The organism is Streptomyces sp. NPDC002623 (assembly GCF_053592635.1).
Genome location: NZ_JBSFWB010000060.1, coordinates 16188 through 34511, shown reverse-complemented (window position 1 = coordinate 34511; position 18324 = coordinate 16188). Strand labels below are relative to the sequence as shown.

The window sequence follows — 18324 nt, the reverse complement described above, 5'->3', positions numbered from 1 at the left end:
CATCTCCAGCTTGCCCTTGCCGTTGAGCGTGGCGAGGACGAGGTCGGGGTTGTGCACCTCGACACCGGCCGGGGGCGCGATGTCGGCGGCGGTGATCAGACCCGGGCCCTGCTTGCGCAGGTACATCACGACCGGCTCGTCCTGCTCGCTGCTGACGACCAGCTGCTTGATGTTGAGGATCAGGTCGGTGACGTCCTCCTTGACGCCGGGCACGGTGGTGAACTCGTGCAGCACGCCGTCGATGCGGATGGACGTGACCGCCGCACCCGGGATCGAGGACAGGAGGGTTCGGCGGAGGGAATTGCCGAGGGTGTAGCCGAATCCCGGCTCCAGCGGTTCGATCACGAACCGGGAGCGGAACTCGTCGACGACTTCTTCGGTCAGGGACGGACGCTGAGCGATCAGCACGGGGTGTTGCCTCCAGTGGTTTGGCGCCCGCTATGTGACGCCGTAGACACCATGAAGGGTACGGGCGATCCGGACGGTTCGGCCTCCGAAGAGGCCGAGCCGCCCGGCTCCGACCCGGCGAGAAGGCTTCGGACCCCCCTTCCGGGGGCATCCGTGGCCCCGCCGGGGTCGGGGCTGAGGCCGTCAGCGACTACCCGATCACCCTGCTGGTGGGGCGCTCAGCCGTCGTAGCCGATGCCCGGCTCGTAGTCGTCGGGGACGTCCCCGTTCGTCTCGGTGTCCTCTTCGGCCCCTGCATCTTCGGCGGTGATGCCGGGGTCGGCGCCGCTGTAGTCGTCGTTCTCGGTCATGTCCCCTGCTTTCGGTCGGTGGGTTCTGGCACCCGCTCAACGAACCGGCGCGGCAGGGAGATGTTCGGCTGGACGTGTGAGTCGGGCCCGGTGGGGCGGGCGGGGCGAGGCCGGGCGGGGCGAGGACGGCCGTCGCGGGCAGCCGCTACCGGCGCAGGCCGAGTGCTTCCCGGCCCGCGTAACGGGCCTGGGCACCCAGTTCCTGCTCGATGCGCAGAAGCTGGTTGTACTTGGCGGTGCGGTCGGCGCGAGAGAGCGAGCCGGCCAGGATCGAGTTGGCGATGCCGTCCTGGATGCCGGCGCGCAGGAGTGTTTCGTCGGTGCAGAAGACGTCGTCGCCGGTGAGCCGGCAGCGCTCGTAGCCGGTCTGCTCGATGGCGCGTACGACGAAGTCGAGGCGACGACATCCCGCACGCGGTCACCGAGAGCTTGCGCCCGGCCACCGTCTGCACCCGGACGGCGTGAGCGGCCCTGCCGCCTCCGCTCGCCCGATGAAGCCGCCTGACGAAAGAGGCCTGTCTCGCGCGGCTTGGCCGATGCTGTACGTCGGCACCTTCGAACCCCGGTCGTGCGATCCCCCTGCGGAGGCCGCGTATGCTGCTGCGCCAACTGGAGTACCTCGTCGCGCTCGCCCGTGAGCGGCACTTCGCCCGCGCTGCGGCGGCCTGCTACGTCTCGCAGCCCTCGCTGTCGGCCGCGATCCGCCGCCTCGAACACGAGCTGGACGTCCCCATCGTGCGGCGCGGCAGACGGTACGAGGGCCTCACTCCCGAGGGCGAGGTCGTCCTGGCGTGGGCGCACCGCATCCTCGCCGAACGGGACGCCCTGCAGCAGGAGTTGTCGGCCCTGCGCGGCGGGCTGACCGGTACCCTGCGCCTGGGCGTCGTCCCCACCGCGCTCCCGGTCGCCTCCCTGCTGACCACGCCGTTCTGCGACCGGCATCCGCGAGCGGGGGTGGCCCTGGAGTCGCTGTCGTCGGCACAGATCACGCGCGGACTGGCCGAGTTCGAGCTGGACGCGGCGATGACCTACCTGGACGACGACACGCTGCGCCAGGTGCGCCGTCATCCGCTCTACGAGGAGCGCTATGTCCTGCTCACCCCGGTCGGCGGACCGCTGGGCGCGGTCGACGCGGCCTCGTGGGCGCAAGCCGCGGCCCTGCCCCTGTGCCTCCTGGCCCCACGGATGCGCAACCGGCGGATCATCGACGAGTGCTTCGCGGCCGACGGGGCCACCGCCGCGCCCGCGATCGAGTCGGACAGCGTCGCCGGCCTGTACGCCCACCTCCCCGGAGGCCGCTGGTCCAGCGTGATCTCGCACGCCTGGCTGCATATGTTCGGCGTACCGGACGGGATGAGAGTCGTACCGCTGGAGGGGCCCGCGCACGGACCACGGGTCGGACTGGTCGTCGCCCGCACCGAACCCGCCTCGGTTCTCGCGCAGGCACTGGTGACGGTGGCGCGGGAGGCGCGGGTGCGCGACGCGCTGGACGAGCTGCTGCACTCCTACCTGGACGGACGAGACTGATAGAAGCGGGCTATGAAGGCATAGCAAGGATCGCTTTGACCAGGACGAACGACCCCGAGGATCGTGAACGGCACCTACCCGCAACGCCAGTTGAGGAGCCGCGACATGGCCAAGGTGCTCTGCGTTCTGTACGACGACCCCGCCGACGGATACCCGACCACGTACGCCCGCGACGACCTCCCCGCCATCGACCACTACCCGGGCGGCCAGACGACCCCCACCCCCGAGGGCATCGACTTCACCCCCGGCCACCTTCTCGGCAGCGTCTCCGGCGAACTCGGCCTGCGCGCCTACCTGGAGAAGGCCGGTCACACCCTCGTCGTCACCTCCGACAAGGACGGCGCCGGGTCGGTCTTCGACCGTGAGCTGGCCGACGCGGACGTCGTCATCTCCCAGCCGTTCTGGCCGGCGTACCTGACGCCCGAGCGCATCGCCGCGGCGAAGAACCTCAAGCTGGCGGTCACCGCGGGCATCGGCTCCGACCACGTGGACCTCGACGCGGCCATCGCCCACGGCGTGACGGTCGCGGAGGTGACCTACTGCAACAGCATCAGCGTCGCCGAACACGTCGTGATGATGACCCTGTCCCTGGTCCGCAACTACCTGCCCTCGCACCAGGTCGTGCTCGACGGCGGCTGGAACATCGCGGACTGCGTGGCCCGCTCGTACGACCTGGAGGGCATGCACGTCGGCACCGTGGCCGCCGGCCGCATCGGCCTCGCGGTCCTGCGCCGCCTGGCCCCCTTCGACGTGAAGCTGCACTACACCGACCGCCACCGGCTGCCGGAGGATGTCGAGCGCGAGCTGGGGCTGGTCTTCCACGCCTCGGCCGCCGAGATGGTCCCGCACTGCGACGTCGTCACGATCAACGCCCCGCTCCACCCGGAGACCGAAGGCCTCTTCGGCGACGAACTGCTGGCGGCGATGAAGCGCGGCGCGTACCTCATCAACACGGCACGAGCGAAGATCGTCGACCGGGACGCCGTCGACCGCGCCCTGCGCAGCGGCCAGTTGGCGGGTTACGCGGGCGACGTCTGGTACCCGCAGCCGGCCCCGGCCGACCATCCCTGGCGGACCATGCCGCACCACGGCATGACCCCGCACATCTCGGGCTCGTCGCTGTCCGCGCAGGCCCGTTACGCGGCGGGCACCCGCGAGATCCTGGAATCCTGGTTCGCCGGCCGTCCCATCCGCGACGAATACCTGATCGCCGACGGCGGCGGCTTGGCCGGAACCGGCGCGCACTCGTACTCCGTCAAGAAATGATCCTCGGCGTGGAGGCCACCGCCCGGCGGCGTCCACGCTGATCACGCCGGAGCCCGCAGTGGAGTCGGCAGGGGAGTCGGTGGTGGAGTCGGCGGTGGCCGGTCCTCGTGCTGTGAAATCGAGGCAATCACGGGGCGGTGAGCGCCATGATTGATCCATGGGGACTGGGACTGTGACAGCGCTGTACCGCTATCCGGTGAAGTCGATGCTGGGTGAGGCCGTGATCGCCGTGACGGTCACGGAACGCGGGCTCGCCGGGGACCGGGTGTACGCCGTGCTCGATGAGACGGGTGCGGTGGGCAGCGCCAAACACCCTCGGAAGTGGGGGGAGTTGCTGCGTTGCCGGAGTCGCCTCGACGACTCCGGCGCGCTCCGGGTCGTACTGCCGGACGGCACTGCCCTGTCCGTTCAAGACCCTGACCTGGACGAGGAGCTGTCCAAGCTGTTGGGCCGTCAGGTCTTCGTCTCGGCCCGCGTGCCGGAGCACACCAGACTCGAGCGCGCCGTGCCTGAGTACGAAGGCGGTGTCCCGGAGGCTGCACGGGAGTCGGCAGCCGTCGATGTCACCGGGGAGACGATCACGACGGGCAGTGTCGCCCCGGGGACGTTCTTCGACTTCGGGCAGGTCCATCTCGTCACCACCTCCTCCCTGGCCCGTATGCGGACGGTGTATCCCGCCGGGGACTTCGACGCACGACGCTTCCGGCCCAACCTGGTGGTGGAGACCGGGGGAGGGCCGGGTTTCCCGGAGGACGCCTGGCTGGGGTCACGGCTGCGCGTGGGGGAGGCGCTGTTCCGCGTCGTGGTCCCCACACCTCGCTGCGTGGTCCCCACCCTCGGCCACGACGAACTGCCGCCGGACCCCGGCATCATGCGCGCGGTTGCCCGTGAACACCGCATTCCGGTGTTCGACCTGGGCCGGCTGTCGTGCATTGGCGTGTACCTGGACGTTCTGGAACCAGGGACGGTCCGAGTGGGCGACCCGATCTCGTTGCAGGAGGCTCCCTGACCGGCTGCCGGAACGGCCCCGCACTGCGGTTGTCAGCAGCGCCGGGTGCTCGGCACACACAGCTGAGGTGCCCGATGGGACGTGAACAGCCGCTGGACCGCAGGGCATCGAACCGTAGACTTCGGCAGGGAACGCCGACGACGTCTGGCCGTTGCGCGCCCTCGCGGGGAGGAAATCGCATGCAGGACCCTTCGGACTCGATGGAGATCGCCGAGCCTGAGGAGAACGGCCAGAGCAATACCGCCGACTCACCTGTTGTGGACGATCCGACGTCCGACTCGGACGTCGACTCGACGACGGTGTCGACGGTCCTGGTGGAGGTGCTCCCCGGGGTGGCTGTCGTCGCCGGTGAGGTCCCGCCGGAGCTGAAGCCCGATCTGATCGACTTCGGGATCGTGCCGGCTGCCGACCGCAAGCAGATCTCAGCGATCCTCGCCTCGATCGGGAACGCGGCGACCGTGGTCGGCAATCTCGGAAACGCGTTCGCCGGCGTGCAGGGGCTCTACAGGATCGACGCCACGTCACAGGCCCTGCTGAACAGCGGCGCGGCGCTTGCCGTCAAGGACGGCGGGAACCTCGGAGCGGTGATGGTTCCTGGCCGCATCCTGCGTCAGGTCCGCCTCTACTCCGTGAATACGGTGAGCAAGGCGCAGACCGCGGCCTCGATCGGGCCGGCGCTGGCCATGGTCGCCCTTCAGATGATGCTGAGTGAGGTCTCGGGCCTCGTCAGGACCAACCTCGCGGTGACAAGTCAGGTCCTCACCACCATCCGCAAGGATCAGTGGGCCGAACTGACGGGACTCGTCGCCGCCATCGATCGCGCGGTCGACCAGGCGCGAGAGATCGAATCGGTCCCGACCTCCTTGTGGGAGGACGTCGCGGGCAGTGGAGCGCTACTGCAGAAGCAGCTTGAGCTCTACCGAGGGAACGTCAGCGACCACGTCAGGCAGATCGGTCGGCCCGAGGCACGCAGCCACCGTGAGTATCTGCAGACGAACGCCGAGGCGATCGTCTTCGACGCCTACGCCCTCCTGTCCTCCGTCAAGGCATGGACCGGGTATCACGCGCTCCGCGCCGCGAGGGCGAGGGCCGCCGGACGCGAAGACCCCGCCGAGGCGCAGTACGCCGAGGTCATCGCGCGCGACACCCGCGCGGAGTTCGACTCCGCTCTCGCCGAGACGACGAGCCTCGTCGACGCGCTGACGCGGGAGCTGCGGATCACCGCCGAGCTCCCCGGCCCCGACGCATGGCCGCTGCCGGGGAAGCGGAAGGACGTGAAGGCAGCCCGCGAGATCTCCACCCGTCTTCTGGAGACGATCGAGTCGCTCGCCGATGCTCTCCGTCCGCCGGCCCCTCCGCTCGAGACTCCGGGCGCTGTCTGCGCACCCAAATCGCTGGATCTCGAGCCATACCTTCGCATCCTGCGGTGGTTCCTCGAGGACGACGAGACCCTGCGTGTCCTCGGCTTCCCCGACCAGCTCGATGCCCTCGGCCCCATTTCTGCGATCCTCGGCGGAGCGAAGGAGAAGCTGGCGGCAGCGAGGGACAAGGCGGCGGCCAAGACACTGGTCGCCGTCACGGATCGCCGCATCATCACGGCCAAGACGAACGCATTCCTTGAGCAAGGCGAGATCCGCCAGGACATTCCGATCGACCAGGTGCGATACGTCCGAGCAGCGACCACACAGGACAGAGGCGGGCGCTTGGCGATCGACCTCATCACGCGCGACGAGAACATCCGGTGGCTCTTCCACACTGACATCGACAACACTCAAGTGGATGCGCTCGCCGCCGTGCTTGCCGAGTCGATGACGATCCCGGACATCGAACGCGATGAACTTCAACGGCGGCACCACGCCCCGATCGAAGCGGGCGAGAAGGACGAGAAGGACGAGAGCACTGGCACGAGATCTACGGAACCGACTGGATGAAGGCTGACCGGCAACCGCGGCTGGGGCGCTCAGGTGGGGTTGGTGCCGCTGTGGACGGCGGACTTCTTCAGGTCGCCAGCAGCGGGCCGAATTCGGCGGCCCACTCCGGATAGAGCGCGGCCTTCTCCTCATGCAGGGCGAGGATGTCCCCGGCGAGGGTGGGCGTCATGTCATCGGACAAGTCCGGGCCGATGGCGATCCTGGCCAGGTAGGGCATGATCTGCGGGTCGCCGGCCAGGTGAACCGGGTCGTGCATGTAGCGCCGCAGGGCCGGCAGGTCGGCGATGCCCACGCAGTAGGCGTGGGTGAAACCATCGGGATCGCCGAGGTTTTGACCCACGGTTGAGAACGACACCGAGTCGACAGAGGCCGTGCGCCGCATCGTCGCGAGCACGTGCTCGCGCTCCTCCTCGGTCACGGTCTCTTTGAACGTGAAGCGCAGCATGTGGACGATCATGACTGTCCCACCCCTCCCATGTCGCTGAACCAGCTGGTTCAGAAATTTGGTCTCGTTGGTTCAGTCACTACACTGAACTCATGGGCTCAGAAGTGTCAACCGGGGGCGGGCGTAAGGCCCGTGGACGGACCGAGCGGCGACAGGCGATCCTGGACGGCGCGTTCGCGGTATTCGCGCGGCAGGGCTACGCCCAGGCGTGCGTGAAGGAGATCGCGCTGGAGGCGGGCGTCGCCAAGCCGACTGTCTACAGCCACCTGAACGACAAGGAGAGCCTCTACCGCGAGGCCGTCGAGGCCGCTGCCGACCGGATCGGCGCGCAGAGCCTCGCCGTCGTCGAGCAGCTGCGCGAGGCTGCCGCGGACGTCGACCCGCGCGCCCGGCTCACGGCCGTGGCCCGCGGCCTGCTGCAGGCGTTCAGCGACGAAGACGCCCGCGCCGTACGGCAGTTGGCCTGCGCGCAGACGGCCCAATTCCCCGACCTGGCGGAGAGCGTACGCGAGCGCACAGCCCTACCGGTGCGATCCGCCCTCGCCGACCGCCTGGCCCGCCTGGCTCTCGTCGGCCACCTGCGCCCGTGCGACCCGGAGGTCGCCGCCGAGCACTTTCTCTCCCTGCTCACCGGCCCGTTGGAGTACCGCCCCGACGCCGCCCCGGACACCGTCGTGGAGACCGCGATGGACGTCTTCCTGCGCGCCTACGGAAAGTGATCTCTCGCCCTGTTCACCGCTCCCACGGATCGCGTCATTCGATGGGCCGATCGTCCAGCAGAACCGCGCCGGTCAGGGTAAACGGCTTTGCGTCCTGCGTGATCGACATGGATGCTGACTCGCCGGAGGTACCGAAAATGACCGAGGTTGTGTTGAAGCTGTCAGCCCGTGATTTGGTGCATGCGGACCTGGCGTCGTGCGGGTGGGCAGGGTCCGAGCACCATTTGGCCGGCGTCGCCAAGCAATTGGAACGTGCCCGGATCGGTGAGGTCGACTATCTTGCAGTCTGCCCTGCCACAGGCATCCCAGTGGCGAAGGGCGGCGTCGATTACCAGGTCAAGGAGGGTGTCGGTACGTTGTGGCAGCTGGCAGTCCACCCCGCATTGCAGTCGTGCGGGATCGGCACGTTCCTTGTTGAAGCCGCAGAACTGCGGATCAGGAACCGCGGTCTGCGGCAGGCCGAGCTCGGTGTGGAGGAAATCAACCCCCGGGCACGCGCACTATACGAAAGGCTGGGTTATGTCGCGTACGACCGTCAGCCGGACTCGTGGGACGAACAAACCCCTGATGGATCTTTGCGCCGCTACGAAACGATGTGCACGTTGATGCGGAAGGAACTCACGTAGGCCCGGTTGAGGCGGCCCATCGCTCCGCATTGCCGCCGCCCGGCGAACCCTGCACACCGGTGCCGAACTGCTCACCGACAAGCAGGCCGCCCGACTCACGGCCCTGTTCGCCCTCGATGAGCACGTCGAGGTCGAGGCCACCTGGGGGCGTCTACCAGCGGATGATCGCCGCCCACCGGCACCCCGACCCTGCCGCCGGCCGCGAGCCGGTGGTCAAGCTGAGCGAGTTGCTCGGCGCCGGCTTCGCGTACCCGCTCGGATCGGTCAACGGCGCACCTGATAGCGCAGGTGAAGCACCCGGTTGCTCTGAATCACCACGTCAGGATCCTCCAACAGGTGCTGCGCGTGGACCGACCCGAAGTAGCGCTTGCGCCTTGGCCATGGCTGCCTCGACGCCGTCGACGAAGTGAAACGGTGCCTCGGGGTCCCAGCCCTCGGGCTCCGGCCGGTGCGTCACGACGACCACGTGGTCGATCCCGCTCGGAGGCTTCCCGTCCCAGCCGTCCGTCAGGTCGAAGACGTGGCGGCCGGCGATGGTCACCCCGATCTGGTCCCAGTGCGCCCGGGTGTAGTCGTAGGACGTCTGCGACACCTTCAACTCGCCGCTCCCGTCCAACGGGACGTCACCGCTGACCAGCCAGTCGAACAGCGGTCCGGGCTGGTCGTTCTCGTCCGCGATGAAGCCGTCCACCGACACCGAGCTGTACATGACCACCTTGTTAGCGTGTTTTGAGCTGTCGCTCTTCAGTGTCTTGTGCGGTCCGTCCGCCGTGGCCGGCCGGTCTCGCGGCTCAGCAATGGCGGGCCGGCCCCAAGCCTGCTCTACCGTCACCGGCCGGTCACGGCTCGGCCGCGGGCATCGGCAGGAACGGTGCCCGCCCCCGCGGCTTGAAGTGCACGCCGACGGACCGGGTCCGGAGTGGGTAGTCGGCTATGTGCCCTCGTTGTCACCGTGGAGGGAATGGATCATGCTCTGCAGGATCCGGAACGCGGCTGACTGCTCGGTCTCGCTCAGACCGGCCAGCATTTTGGCCTCGACGGACCGGACGGCTGCGCTCGCCTTCTCGAGGCTTCGTCGGCCGCGAGGCGTGAGCCGCGTGGGAAGCACCTTCCCGACGGGTGCCTCCGCGGGCCTGGTCACGTAGCCGTCTCGTTCCAGGGCCTGGAGCAGCACGTTCATCGTCTGCCGTGTCACGAACGCGCCCCGCGCGAGCTCGGAGTTGGACAAGCCCGGTCGCTGCGCCAGCAGTTCGAGGCAGGAGTAGTGCGTCACGCTCATCCCGAGCGGCCGCAGCACCTCCTCCATGGCCGCGCGCAGCGCGCTCGACGCTTCTTTCAGCAGGTAGCCCAGTGACGTCTCCAGGTCGACGCCGACACCTTCTTGACTCATGTCAGTATTCTGACATACCTTGCGGCGTGTCAGTAAACTGACACGAAAGAAGGAGTGTCATCATGCCCGCCACCGGTCCCGACTTCATCTCGCTCCAAGTGCGCGACCTCGACGCTTCGCAGGCGTTCTACGAGCAGTACTTGGGCCTCGTCCGCTCGCCGGCCGGACCTCCGCACGCCGTCGTCTTCGAGACGAAGCCGATCGCGTTCGCACTCCGCGACGTCATCCCCGGCACCGACCTGGCGTCCGTCGCCCAGCCCGGCATCGGTGCCGCGATCTGGCTCCACGCCACCGACGTCCAGGCCATCCACGACGCGCTCGTCGCCGACGGCCACACCATCGCCTCCGCACCGATCGACGGCCCCTTCGGCCGGACCTTCACCTTCGCCGACCCCGACGGCTACCAGGTCACGCTCCACGACCGCGCTTGATCGACCAGACGCCACCGGACGATCATCGGCGGTGTCGCCCTAGGCCCGTGCGTGACGCTGCCTGCTGCCCTGCTGACCTGATGACGTTCTGCCGGCTGGATGACCTCGGCTTGGAAGTGGTCGACCCTGATGACTGGTGCCATGCCCGTGGCTGTCTGGGGGTGCCGCGCGACAGCTCGCTGCGCCGACTGGCGCACGTCCCGCTCGGCCGGCGGGCAACGATCCTCGCCGCGGGGGCAAGTTCTTCGCTGCCGCCGTGCCAGCCCCGTCGGCTCCCGGAGCAATCCCGGAGGGGACTGGATCACTTTCATTCGGACCAGGGGATTCCGCGAGTCGCGATGAGTCTTGCCGCGTCCGGCAGTCGTACTGTCGAAGCCGTTGTCGAGGAGGACTTCTGATGCGCAAGGTGACCTATTCGATGAGTGTCTCACTCGACGGTTACATCGTCGGGCCGGACGGCAGTTTCGACTGGACGGCGCCCGACGAGGAGGTCTTTCGCTTCTGGATCGACGAGATTCGAGAGGTCGGCGTCCACCTGTTGGGACGACGGCTGTACGAGACGATGCTGTACTGGGAGACCGTCGACCAGGACCCATCGCTCGGCGAGTCAGAGCTTGAGTGGGCCTCGCTCTGGAACCCGCTCCCGAAGGTCGTGTTCTCGACCACGCTGTCGGCGGTGCAGGGCAATGCCCGCCTGGCCTCCGGCGGCCTGGCGGAGGAGATCGAGCGGTTGCGAGCCGAACCGGGGGAGGGCGACATCGCGATCGGCGGCGCGACTCTCGCCGCTGAGGCGGCCGCGTCGGGTCTGATCGACGAGTACCAGGCGATCGTCTACCCGGTGCTGGTCGGCGGTGGCATTCCGTTCTTTCCCCGACACGAGCGCAGGGTGGATCTCGAACTCGTCGAGACCCGTACCTTCAGCTCGAGAGTCGTCTACCTCCGCTATCGCGTGGCGCGATAGTGCGCTAATGCTCTGACCGCATTGGTTCGCCGGGTCGGACGTCGTGGCGTCGTGGCGGTTGGACATGCGATGACGTCCCAGGAGGGGCGGAGAGCTCGACTGAGACTGGCGATGTCCGCGACCGTCGCCGCGTTCCTCCTCGCCCTCACCGGTGTCCTTACGCCGGCATCCGCTGCCGGCACCAACTGGGAGTACGTCAACGGGCACCAAGGCGAATACCTGAGAGCGGCTACTGGTGGAGCCCCCGTAGTGGGCTTGTGCGCGGGGACGAACCATCTGTGGCACTGGGGTACAGAGACGAACACCTGGATCGGGCACGCGATGCGCCGGCTCGTAAACCACGCCCCTCGTCTCCCGCGACAACGGCGGCCCCGATGTTCTTCGGCTCGTCGGGGGACCGGGACCGCCCGCGTATTCACTGGTGCAGGCGCTGTCGGGCCTGTTCTTCGGCGGCGTCAAGTGCGGGTTCGAGCGTGGCGAGCGCGGAGCGGAGCAGGTCCGGCAGTGCGCCGGACGGTACGACAAGCCCACCCGCTGTCAGGGGTGCGGCCGGAGGCTGGAGCCACTGCTGGAGTGCGATCCGGACCGCGGCGGCCACGCTCGCCGCGAGCACTCGGGCGGCAGGCGTGCCGGTGGGGCCGAGGCGCTGGTCGATCGCGGCGGCGAGGGGGTGTTCGATCGCTGCGACGGTGTCGAGGAACGTGTCACGCAGCGCGGGGCTGGTCGTGATCAGCAACAGCTCGTCGTGGTCACGCGGTTCGGTGTACTGCTCCAGGATCGCTTCGGTCAAGGCGTCGGCGAGGCGGACGTCGGCGGGTCTGGCTGACACCGCGGCGGCGACCCGGGATTCCCGTTCGGCGGTGACGGCGGCGACGATGGCCTGTTCGCGACTGGAGAAGTAGTTGTTGTAGGTCCTCGGCGAGACCCCGGCTGCCTCGGCGATGTCGTCGACGCGGACGTTGTCGGGTCCGCGCTTGAGGGCCAGCCGAAGTGCCGCCTCGCGCAATGCCACTCGGGTGGCCTGCTTCTTCTGCTCCCGCAGCCCGGTCCGTCTTGTCGTCACCCTCGGAGTATCCCCGCTTCAGTGCGTGCACGCAAACTTTCGGCCGCGCAAACTTTCTCCTACGCAAACTTGCGTGCACGCAATAATTGCTTCTACGCTCAAGCCCCCTACGGAAAGGTCAGACACATGCGGGCCAAGGGCATCTGCTACGACACCGGCTTCCTCCGCAACGGCGGCTACTCCCGGGAGCACTTCGACCCCGACCTGGTCAGGAAGGAGCTGACCATCATCCGCGACGATCTCCACTGCACCGCCGTCCACCTCACCGGCGGCGACCCGGAGCGCTTGGAGCTCGCAGCCCGTCACGCCGCCGAGCTCGGACTCGAGATCTGGTTCTCGCCCTACCCGCTGGAGCTGACGACCGACGAGATCCTCACCCTGATCGCTGACTGCGCGGAGCGGGCCGAGCGACTCCGGACGCAAGGAGCCGAGGTCGTGTTCGTCACCGGCGCTGAGCTGAGCGTCATGAACCATGGGTTCCTCGAAGGCGACAGCGTCGACGAGCGACTCGCCTGGCTGCTGAGCGACCCGGCCCGTCGGCCCGAGAGGATCGCCGCGGTCGGCGTCCGCCTCAACGCCTTCCTCCGTGAAGCCGTGGCGGTGGTCCGTGAGCGCTTCCATGGCAAGGTCACCTACGCCGCCATCCAGTTCGAAGGCGTCGACTGGGACTTGTTCGACTTCACGACCTTCGAACTCATCCGGTCCGCGGAGGTGGCCGACCGATTCCGAGACGCCGTGCGCAGCCTCGTCGCACAACCCAAACCGGTCGCCATCACCGGCTTCGGCACCGCCACCTGGCGCGGCGCGGGAGACGTCGCACCCCGCAGCATGGAAATCCTCGAAACCGACGAGGTCACCGGTGCGCCGCTCCGGCTGACCGGGGAATACGAACGCGACGAGGCCGGCCAAGCCGCATACCTGAGCGAACTGCTGGAGATCTTCGACAGCGAAGGCGTCGACAGCGCCTTCGTGTTCCTCTTCGCGCTCTACAATCTGCCCCACCGCCCCGACGGCGATCCTCGCGACGATCTCGACCTCGCCAGCCTCGGCATCGTCAAGATCCTCGAAGACCGCCACGGCGACACCTACCCCGACCTGCCCTGGGAGCCCAAGGCCGCCTTCGCCGCGATCGCCGACCACTACCGCGACTGAGTCCGCATCCCGACCGTCCCATCCCCGAACAGATGACCACCTGGGTTGGGTGCGGCAGTGACACTCCCGAAAGACGGAGGCCGCCGCGTGAGTGAATAGGAGGCATGCTCTTCGACTTCACACTCGACCACGACGGTGAACGGCTCAGCGGTGTGTACGGCGGTGATCCGTCCGGGGTCACCGCCGTGGTGCTGCACGGCGCGGGCAACAGCAGCACCGAGCGACTGCTCCCGCTGGTGCGGGAGTTCGTGGCGCACGGCTGTCGAGGGGTCGCCTTCGACTTCTCCGGGCACGGCGAAAGCACCGGAAAGCTCAGCGAGTCGAGCCTGCGTCGGCGGTTCGAGCAGGCCGTCGCGGTGATCGACGCGTACGCGGGGGCGAGCGGGCCGCTGGTCCTGGTGGGGTTCAGCATGAGCGGGCAGGCGGTGGCGGATCTCGTCCGGCACTACGGGGATCGCGTGGCGGCGCTGGGGCTGGGCGCGCCCGCCGTGTACGCGTCCGAAGCGTGGGGCGAGCCCTTCGGAGACGGCAACGGGCGGTTCAGCGAGATCATCCGGCGGTCCGACAGTTGGCGGGAGGCCTCCGCGCTCCAGGTGCTGCGGGCGTACGAGGGCCGGGCGGTGCTCGCCATGCCGGGCACGGACGCGGTGATCCCGCCCGCCGTGACCGAGGCGGTACAGGACGCGCTGGCCGCGCGCGCCCAGTACACGCGATTCGACCTTCCGGACGCACAGCACCAGTTGGGGCTGTGGTTCCGCGAGCACGGCCACGACCGGCGCGAGTTCGTGGAGGCCCTGCTGACCGGCCTCGACGACGGCGGCTGGACGGCCACGCGCGCATGGGTGGCCGAGCAGCTCGGCCACGGCCGCTCGGTCACCGGATCCGGTCTCTTGTCCGGCGGTTGGAGCTCCCAGATGCGCCGGCTCACGCTCGACGACGGCACGGACCTGGTGCAGCGGATCTTCGTGAAGCCGTTCTTCCGCCACCACGGACCCGGGCTACTGGCCCGCGAGGCCTCCGTCCTGGCGCTGCTTGCCGGGCAGGAGGGGATCCCGGCACCCGCTCTCGTCGCCGTGGACGCCACGGCCGAACACTGCGACCACCCGACCCTGTTGATGTCCGCGCTGCCGGGCCGCGTCCGTGTGGACGAGGAGGACCTCGAACGCCGCCTGGATCTGCTCGCGGCCCAGCTCGTCCGCGTCCACGGCGTCGTACCGGACGAAAGACCGCGCCTGTATCAGGCATGGACGTCCCCGGAGCGCGTCAGTGCCCCGGACGGTCCCCTGTGGGAGCGGGCCGTCGACGTGATCCGCCGCGACCCGCCACCGTACGAAGGGTGTTTCCTGCATCGCGACTTCCACCCCGGGAACGTGCTGTTCACGGGTGCCGGGCCGAAGCTGCGGATCACCGGGGTCGTCGACTGGGTCGAGACCTCGTGGGGCCCCGCCGACCTCGACGTGGCGCACTGCTCGACAGCACTCGCGCTGCTGCACGGACCGGAGCACGGGCTGGACTTCCGCGAACGGTACGAGGCACACGGCGGCCGCGACCTCGCCGACGGCCCCGAGCACCTGTACTGGCGGCTGCTCGACGCCCTGCACTACTGCCCGGACGCGGCGAAACTGGCCGGACCGTGGCGTGAGCTGGGCCGGGACGATCTGACGGCCGACCTGCTGGGGGCACGGCTGGAGGCGTACGTGGAGGGGCTGTTGAAGAGATACGGCTGAGGGGCCCTGTTCCGATCCCGCAGACTGACGCTCGGACCGCCGAGCGGCGGTCTGCGGGACTGTCGGGGCCGCCCCTCCGAATCACTTCTCCGGTGCGGCCTGCGCGCGCATGCTGCGCCACTTCTCCAGAGCGCCCGCCATCTCGTGCTGGGCGAAGGAGAAGAAGTCGCGCATCTCCACCATCCGGGCGCCCGCCTTCGTGTCGGGGCCGCCGAGGGGCTCGATGCCCTTGTCGGTCGCGGCGATGATCTGCGCGAAGAGGCTCTGCTTGGTCGCGGTCCCGGTGTACCAGGCGTCGTCGGGCAGCAGGTACAGATCGCTGCGCGACCCCAGCACCGACTCGCGGGTGATCAGCCCGGACTGGGTGAGATGGCGGACCGCGCCCGAGATCGCGGCGGCGCTCGCCCCCAGTCGCTCGGCCAGCTCGCCGGCGGTCAACCCCCGTTCCTCCGCCGCCATCAGAGTGATCAGTACACGCGCGCTCATCCTCGGGAATCCCCAGTCGGCGAACAGCATCGCCATCTGCTCGATGAAATGCCGCGCGGCGTCCTCGTCCCTGCCGTCAGCCACAATCACCAGCTCCTCCGCCGCTTCGGTGCGCGCACCCCGCGCACACGTGCCTGTGCACGCATCATTTCATGACATCGCGAAGCTTCACAAACTAGTGAAATGACTGTAGCGTCCAGCCCGTGAACGCAATCGACAGCGATGTGATCAACACCTTAGGGCTGCGCAAGCAGTTCGGCCGGGCCGTCGCCCTTGACGGCCTGGACCTTCAAGTGGCCCAGGGCGAGGTGCACGGCCTGCTCGGGCCGAACGGCGCGGGCAAGTCCACCGTCATCCGCGTCCTGCTGGGACTGCTGCGCTCGGACGGCGGCACCGCCACCCTGTTCGGCGGCGACCCCTGGCAGGAAGCCACGACACTGCACCGCAGACTGGCCTATGTGCCCGGCGACGTCAGCCTCTGGCCCAACCTCAGCGGCGGCGAGACGATCGACCTGCTCGGTTCGATGCGCGGCGGCCTGGACAAGGCGCGGCGCGACGAACTGGTCGAGCGGTTCGAGCTGGACACCACCAAGAAGGGCCGGGCCTACTCCAAGGGCAACCGCCAGAAGGTGGCGCTCGTCGCGGCTCTCGCCTCCGACGCCGAACTGCTCATCCTCGACGAGCCGACCTCCGGCCTCGACCCGCTGATGGAGGCCGTCTTCAGCGCCAGCGTGGCCGAGGCCAAGGACCGCGGCGCGACCGTGCTGCTGTCCAGCCACATCCTCAGCGAGGTCGAGGACCTCTGCGACCGGGTCTCCATCATCCGCGCGGGTCGCCGGGTCGACTCCGGCACGCTCGACGAACTACGGCACCTCTCCCGCACCACCATCGCCGCCACGGTGTCCCGGCCGGTGAACGGCATGAGCGCCATAGGCGGTGTGCACGACCTTCACGTCGACGGCGGCTCCGTGCGCTGCCAGGTCGACCCCGACGCGCTGGACAAGGTGCTGCGCATGCTCACCGACGCCGGCGTGTCGTCGCTCGTCAGTCGACCCCCTACGCTCGAAGAGCTGTTCATGCGCTACTACTCCGGGGAGCAGCAGTGAGCGACGGCGGGCTCGCCGGTCTGCGCGAGCTGTCCAAGCTGGCTTCCCGCCGTGACCGGATCATCCTGCCGCTGTGGGCGTACGCCCTGATCGGCAGCGCGGCCTCGACGGCCTACAGCATCAAGGGGCTCTTCCCCGACGCGTCGTCACGACAGGACTTCGCCGAAGGGATCGGAGCCGCGTCCGGCGCGATCGCGCTCTACGGCCGGCTCGACGAGAACTCGCTCGGCGCCATCACCACCTGGCGCTCGCTGGTGCTCGGAGCGGTCCTGGCCGCGATCATGTCCATCCTGCTCGTCGTGCGGCACACCCGGGCGGAGGAGCAGACGGGGCGCCAGGAACTGGTGGCGTCCGGCGTCGTGGACCGCAGGGCGCCGCTGGTCGCCGTGCTCCGGCTGGTGATCGGCGTCAACCTCGGCGTCGGCGTGATCATCGGCGCCGTTCTGCCCGTGATCGGCCTCGGGGCGGCCGGCGCCTTCGCCCTGGGCCTGTCCATGGCGGCCTGCGGCATCGTCTTCGCCGGCATCGCCGCCGTCTGCGCCCAGCTCTTCGAGGCGTCACGCACCGCGAACTCCGTCGCCCTGACCCTGCTCGCCGCCTTCTACCTGGTGCGCGCGGCGGGGGACATGAGCGACGACGCCCAGTGGCTGCGGTGGCTCTCACCGGTCGGCTGGGCCGAGGAGGTGCAGCCGTACACGGGGGACCGCTGGTGGGCCCTGGCGATCCCCGTGGTGGCGGCCGCCGCGCTGATCGCGGTGGCGCTGCGGCTGCTGGACCGACGGGACTTCGCCTCCGGTGTGCTGCCCGGCCGACCCGGCCCCGCCTACGCCGGCCCCGGCACCCTCGGCACCTTCGGCCTCGCCTGGCGCATGCACCGCGGCTCCCTGTTCGGCTGGTCGATCGGCGTGCTGGTCGCGGCGCTGGTGTTCGGCTCCTTCGTCAAGGACGTCGACCTCCTCACCGACAGCGACCGGGTGCAGGAGATCATGGCGGAACTCGGCGGCTCACAGAACATGGCCGACGCGTATGTGTCCTCCATCGTGGGCGTGTTCGGGATCCTGGCGGCCGTCTTCGCGCTCACCGTGATCGTGCGGGCCCGCGGCGAGGAAGCCGGCGGCCGGATCGAACTCGTCTTCGCCGGCACCCCGAGCCGGGCGCGCTGGCTGCTGAGCCACCTGGTGTTCGCCGTGGCGGGCGCCGTGGTGATCCTCGTCGCCGCAGCCTTCGGCATGGGCCTGTCCCAGGGGCTGGGCGCACATGACGTGGGAGGGGCACTGGCCGATGCCTTCGGCGCCGTGTCCGCGCAGCTGCCGGCCGTCGTGCTGATCGCGGCGCTCGCGGTCCTGCTGTTCGCGGTGGTCCCCCGCTGGACCAGCGCGGGCTGGGGCATGCTGGGCCTCTTCGCCTTCCTGACCCTGGTCGGGCCGCAGCTGAAGGTCAGCCAGTACGTCCTGGACGTCTCGCCGTTCACCCATGTGCCCAAGCTCCCCGGCAACGACGTCTCCGCGACGCCGCTGGTGGTGATGGCCGCCCTGGCCGTGGTCGGCGTGGCCGCGACCCTGGTCGCCTTCCGCCGGCGCGACCTGCTCGCGTAACCGGCGCTCCCTCCTCTCCACCCGTCCTCGTCGACCCGCCCACCGCCCCCTCCCGTCCCTCCCTCGCTCCCCTTCCAGCCCTTTCAGCGGCGAGGCGGGGGAGTGAGGGGTGACGGGCAGGGGGCGGGGTCG

General features: G+C 69.1%; 17 protein-coding genes and 5 pseudogenes. 14 read left to right on the top strand and 8 right to left on the bottom strand.

Annotation, left to right across the window (positions count from 1 at the left end):
* The 3 genes and pseudogenes from ACWD4O_RS46105 to eno form a co-directional block, all read right to left on the bottom strand.
* Positions 1 to 408, bottom strand: a pseudogene (locus ACWD4O_RS46105) (DNA-directed RNA polymerase subunit alpha); the annotation flags it as partial.
* A 218-nt stretch (positions 409 to 626) separates the two neighbouring features.
* Positions 627 to 758, bottom strand: coding sequence for a hypothetical protein (locus ACWD4O_RS46100; protein WP_451289077.1), 132 nt, complete (start codon positions 756 to 758; stop codon positions 627 to 629).
* 145 nt (positions 759 to 903) lie between these two features.
* A pseudogene (gene eno / locus ACWD4O_RS46095) lies at positions 904 to 1116 on the bottom strand (phosphopyruvate hydratase); the annotation flags it as partial.
* A 236-nt stretch (positions 1117 to 1352) separates the two neighbouring features.
* Between eno and ACWD4O_RS46090 the strand changes: the two are divergent.
* The 4 genes from ACWD4O_RS46090 (at position 1353) to ACWD4O_RS46075 (ending at position 6491) form a co-directional block, all read left to right on the top strand.
* Positions 1353 to 2285 (top strand): LysR substrate-binding domain-containing protein, encoded by a 933-nt coding sequence (locus tag ACWD4O_RS46090; protein WP_451289076.1) that lies wholly within the window; start codon positions 1353 to 1355, stop codon positions 2283 to 2285.
* A 105-nt stretch (positions 2286 to 2390) separates the two neighbouring features.
* The gene (locus tag ACWD4O_RS46085; protein WP_451289075.1) at positions 2391 to 3551 is read left to right on the top strand and encodes an NAD-dependent formate dehydrogenase; all 1161 of its coding nucleotides are present in this window, start codon (positions 2391 to 2393) and stop codon (positions 3549 to 3551) included.
* Positions 3552 to 3708: 157 nt separating this feature from the next.
* On the top strand, positions 3709 to 4560 hold the full coding sequence (locus tag ACWD4O_RS46080; protein ID WP_451289074.1) for an MOSC domain-containing protein: 852 nt from the start codon (positions 3709 to 3711) through the stop codon (positions 4558 to 4560).
* Positions 4561 to 4739: 179 nt separating this feature from the next.
* On the top strand, positions 4740 to 6491 hold the full coding sequence (locus ACWD4O_RS46075; RefSeq protein WP_451289073.1) for a hypothetical protein: 1752 nt from the start codon (positions 4740 to 4742) through the stop codon (positions 6489 to 6491).
* A gap of 67 nt (positions 6492 to 6558) precedes the next feature.
* On the opposite strand, the gene ACWD4O_RS46070 is transcribed toward ACWD4O_RS46075, so the two are convergent.
* Positions 6559 to 6948 carry a Dabb family protein gene (locus tag ACWD4O_RS46070; RefSeq protein ID WP_451289071.1) on the bottom strand — a complete coding sequence of 130 codons (390 nt, stop codon included), beginning with the start codon at positions 6946 to 6948 and terminating at the stop codon, positions 6559 to 6561.
* Positions 6949 to 7028: 80 nt separating this feature from the next.
* Between ACWD4O_RS46070 and ACWD4O_RS46065 the strand changes: the two genes are divergently transcribed.
* From ACWD4O_RS46065 to ACWD4O_RS46055, 3 genes and pseudogenes are all read left to right on the top strand, one after another.
* On the top strand, positions 7029 to 7655 hold the full coding sequence (locus ACWD4O_RS46065; protein WP_451289070.1) for a TetR/AcrR family transcriptional regulator: 627 nt from the start codon (positions 7029 to 7031) through the stop codon (positions 7653 to 7655).
* A 137-nt stretch (positions 7656 to 7792) separates the two neighbouring features.
* Positions 7793 to 8281, top strand: coding sequence for a GNAT family N-acetyltransferase (locus ACWD4O_RS46060; protein ID WP_451289069.1), 489 nt, complete (start codon positions 7793 to 7795; stop codon positions 8279 to 8281).
* A 37-nt stretch (positions 8282 to 8318) separates the two neighbouring features.
* Positions 8319 to 8523: pseudogene (locus ACWD4O_RS46055) on the top strand (ISL3 family transposase); the annotation flags it as partial.
* A 22-nt stretch (positions 8524 to 8545) separates the two neighbouring features.
* Here ACWD4O_RS46055 and ACWD4O_RS46050 read toward each other — a convergent pair.
* Together ACWD4O_RS46050 and ACWD4O_RS46045 are read right to left on the bottom strand one after the other, a co-directional pair.
* Positions 8546 to 8990: pseudogene (locus ACWD4O_RS46050) on the bottom strand (dihydrofolate reductase).
* 222 nt (positions 8991 to 9212) lie between these two features.
* The gene (locus ACWD4O_RS46045; RefSeq protein WP_451289068.1) at positions 9213 to 9671 is read right to left on the bottom strand and encodes a MarR family winged helix-turn-helix transcriptional regulator; all 459 of its coding nucleotides are present in this window, start codon (positions 9669 to 9671) and stop codon (positions 9213 to 9215) included.
* 62 nt (positions 9672 to 9733) lie between these two features.
* On the opposite strand from ACWD4O_RS46045, the gene ACWD4O_RS46040 reads away from it, so the two are divergent.
* From ACWD4O_RS46040 to ACWD4O_RS46030, 3 genes and pseudogenes are all read left to right on the top strand, one after another.
* Positions 9734 to 10102 carry a VOC family protein gene (locus ACWD4O_RS46040; protein ID WP_327714627.1) on the top strand — a complete coding sequence of 123 codons (369 nt, stop codon included), beginning with the start codon at positions 9734 to 9736 and terminating at the stop codon, positions 10100 to 10102.
* Positions 10103 to 10182: 80 nt separating this feature from the next.
* A pseudogene (locus ACWD4O_RS46035) lies at positions 10183 to 10329 on the top strand (ISL3 family transposase); the annotation flags it as partial.
* Positions 10330 to 10499: 170 nt separating this feature from the next.
* Positions 10500 to 11063, top strand: coding sequence for a dihydrofolate reductase family protein (locus ACWD4O_RS46030; RefSeq protein WP_451289067.1), 564 nt, complete (start codon positions 10500 to 10502; stop codon positions 11061 to 11063).
* A 415-nt stretch (positions 11064 to 11478) separates the two neighbouring features.
* Here the strand turns inward: ACWD4O_RS46030 and ACWD4O_RS46025 are convergent, their stop codons facing one another.
* Positions 11479 to 12126, bottom strand: a complete 648-nt coding sequence (locus tag ACWD4O_RS46025) for a TetR/AcrR family transcriptional regulator (RefSeq protein WP_451289066.1) — start codon at positions 12124 to 12126, stop codon at positions 11479 to 11481.
* 126 nt (positions 12127 to 12252) lie between these two features.
* Between ACWD4O_RS46025 and ACWD4O_RS46020 the strand changes: the two genes are divergently transcribed.
* Both ACWD4O_RS46020 and ACWD4O_RS46015 read left to right on the top strand, forming a co-directional pair.
* Complete coding sequence (locus ACWD4O_RS46020; RefSeq protein ID WP_451289065.1) at positions 12253 to 13278, top strand: hypothetical protein; 1026 nt, start codon at positions 12253 to 12255, stop codon at positions 13276 to 13278.
* A 104-nt stretch (positions 13279 to 13382) separates the two neighbouring features.
* The gene (locus ACWD4O_RS46015) at positions 13383 to 15005 is read left to right on the top strand and encodes an alpha/beta fold hydrolase (RefSeq protein WP_451289064.1); all 1623 of its coding nucleotides are present in this window, start codon (positions 13383 to 13385) and stop codon (positions 15003 to 15005) included.
* Positions 15006 to 15086: 81 nt separating this feature from the next.
* Here the strand turns inward: ACWD4O_RS46015 and ACWD4O_RS46010 are convergent, their stop codons facing one another.
* Positions 15087 to 15575: a GbsR/MarR family transcriptional regulator gene (locus ACWD4O_RS46010; protein WP_451289062.1), complete on the bottom strand. Its 489-nt coding sequence runs from the start codon at positions 15573 to 15575 to the stop codon at positions 15087 to 15089.
* A 119-nt stretch (positions 15576 to 15694) separates the two neighbouring features.
* On the opposite strand from ACWD4O_RS46010, the gene ACWD4O_RS46005 reads away from it, so the two are divergent.
* Entirely contained in the window at positions 15695 to 16597 is a 903-nt protein-coding gene (locus ACWD4O_RS46005; RefSeq protein WP_451289061.1) for an ABC transporter ATP-binding protein, read from the top strand.
* A complete protein-coding gene (locus ACWD4O_RS46000) occupies positions 16594 to 18192 on the top strand; it encodes an ABC transporter permease (protein WP_451289060.1) in 1599 nt (532 codons plus the stop codon). The genes ACWD4O_RS46005 and ACWD4O_RS46000 overlap by 4 nt, the downstream gene beginning before the upstream one ends.
* Positions 18193 to 18324 lie beyond the last annotated feature (132 nt).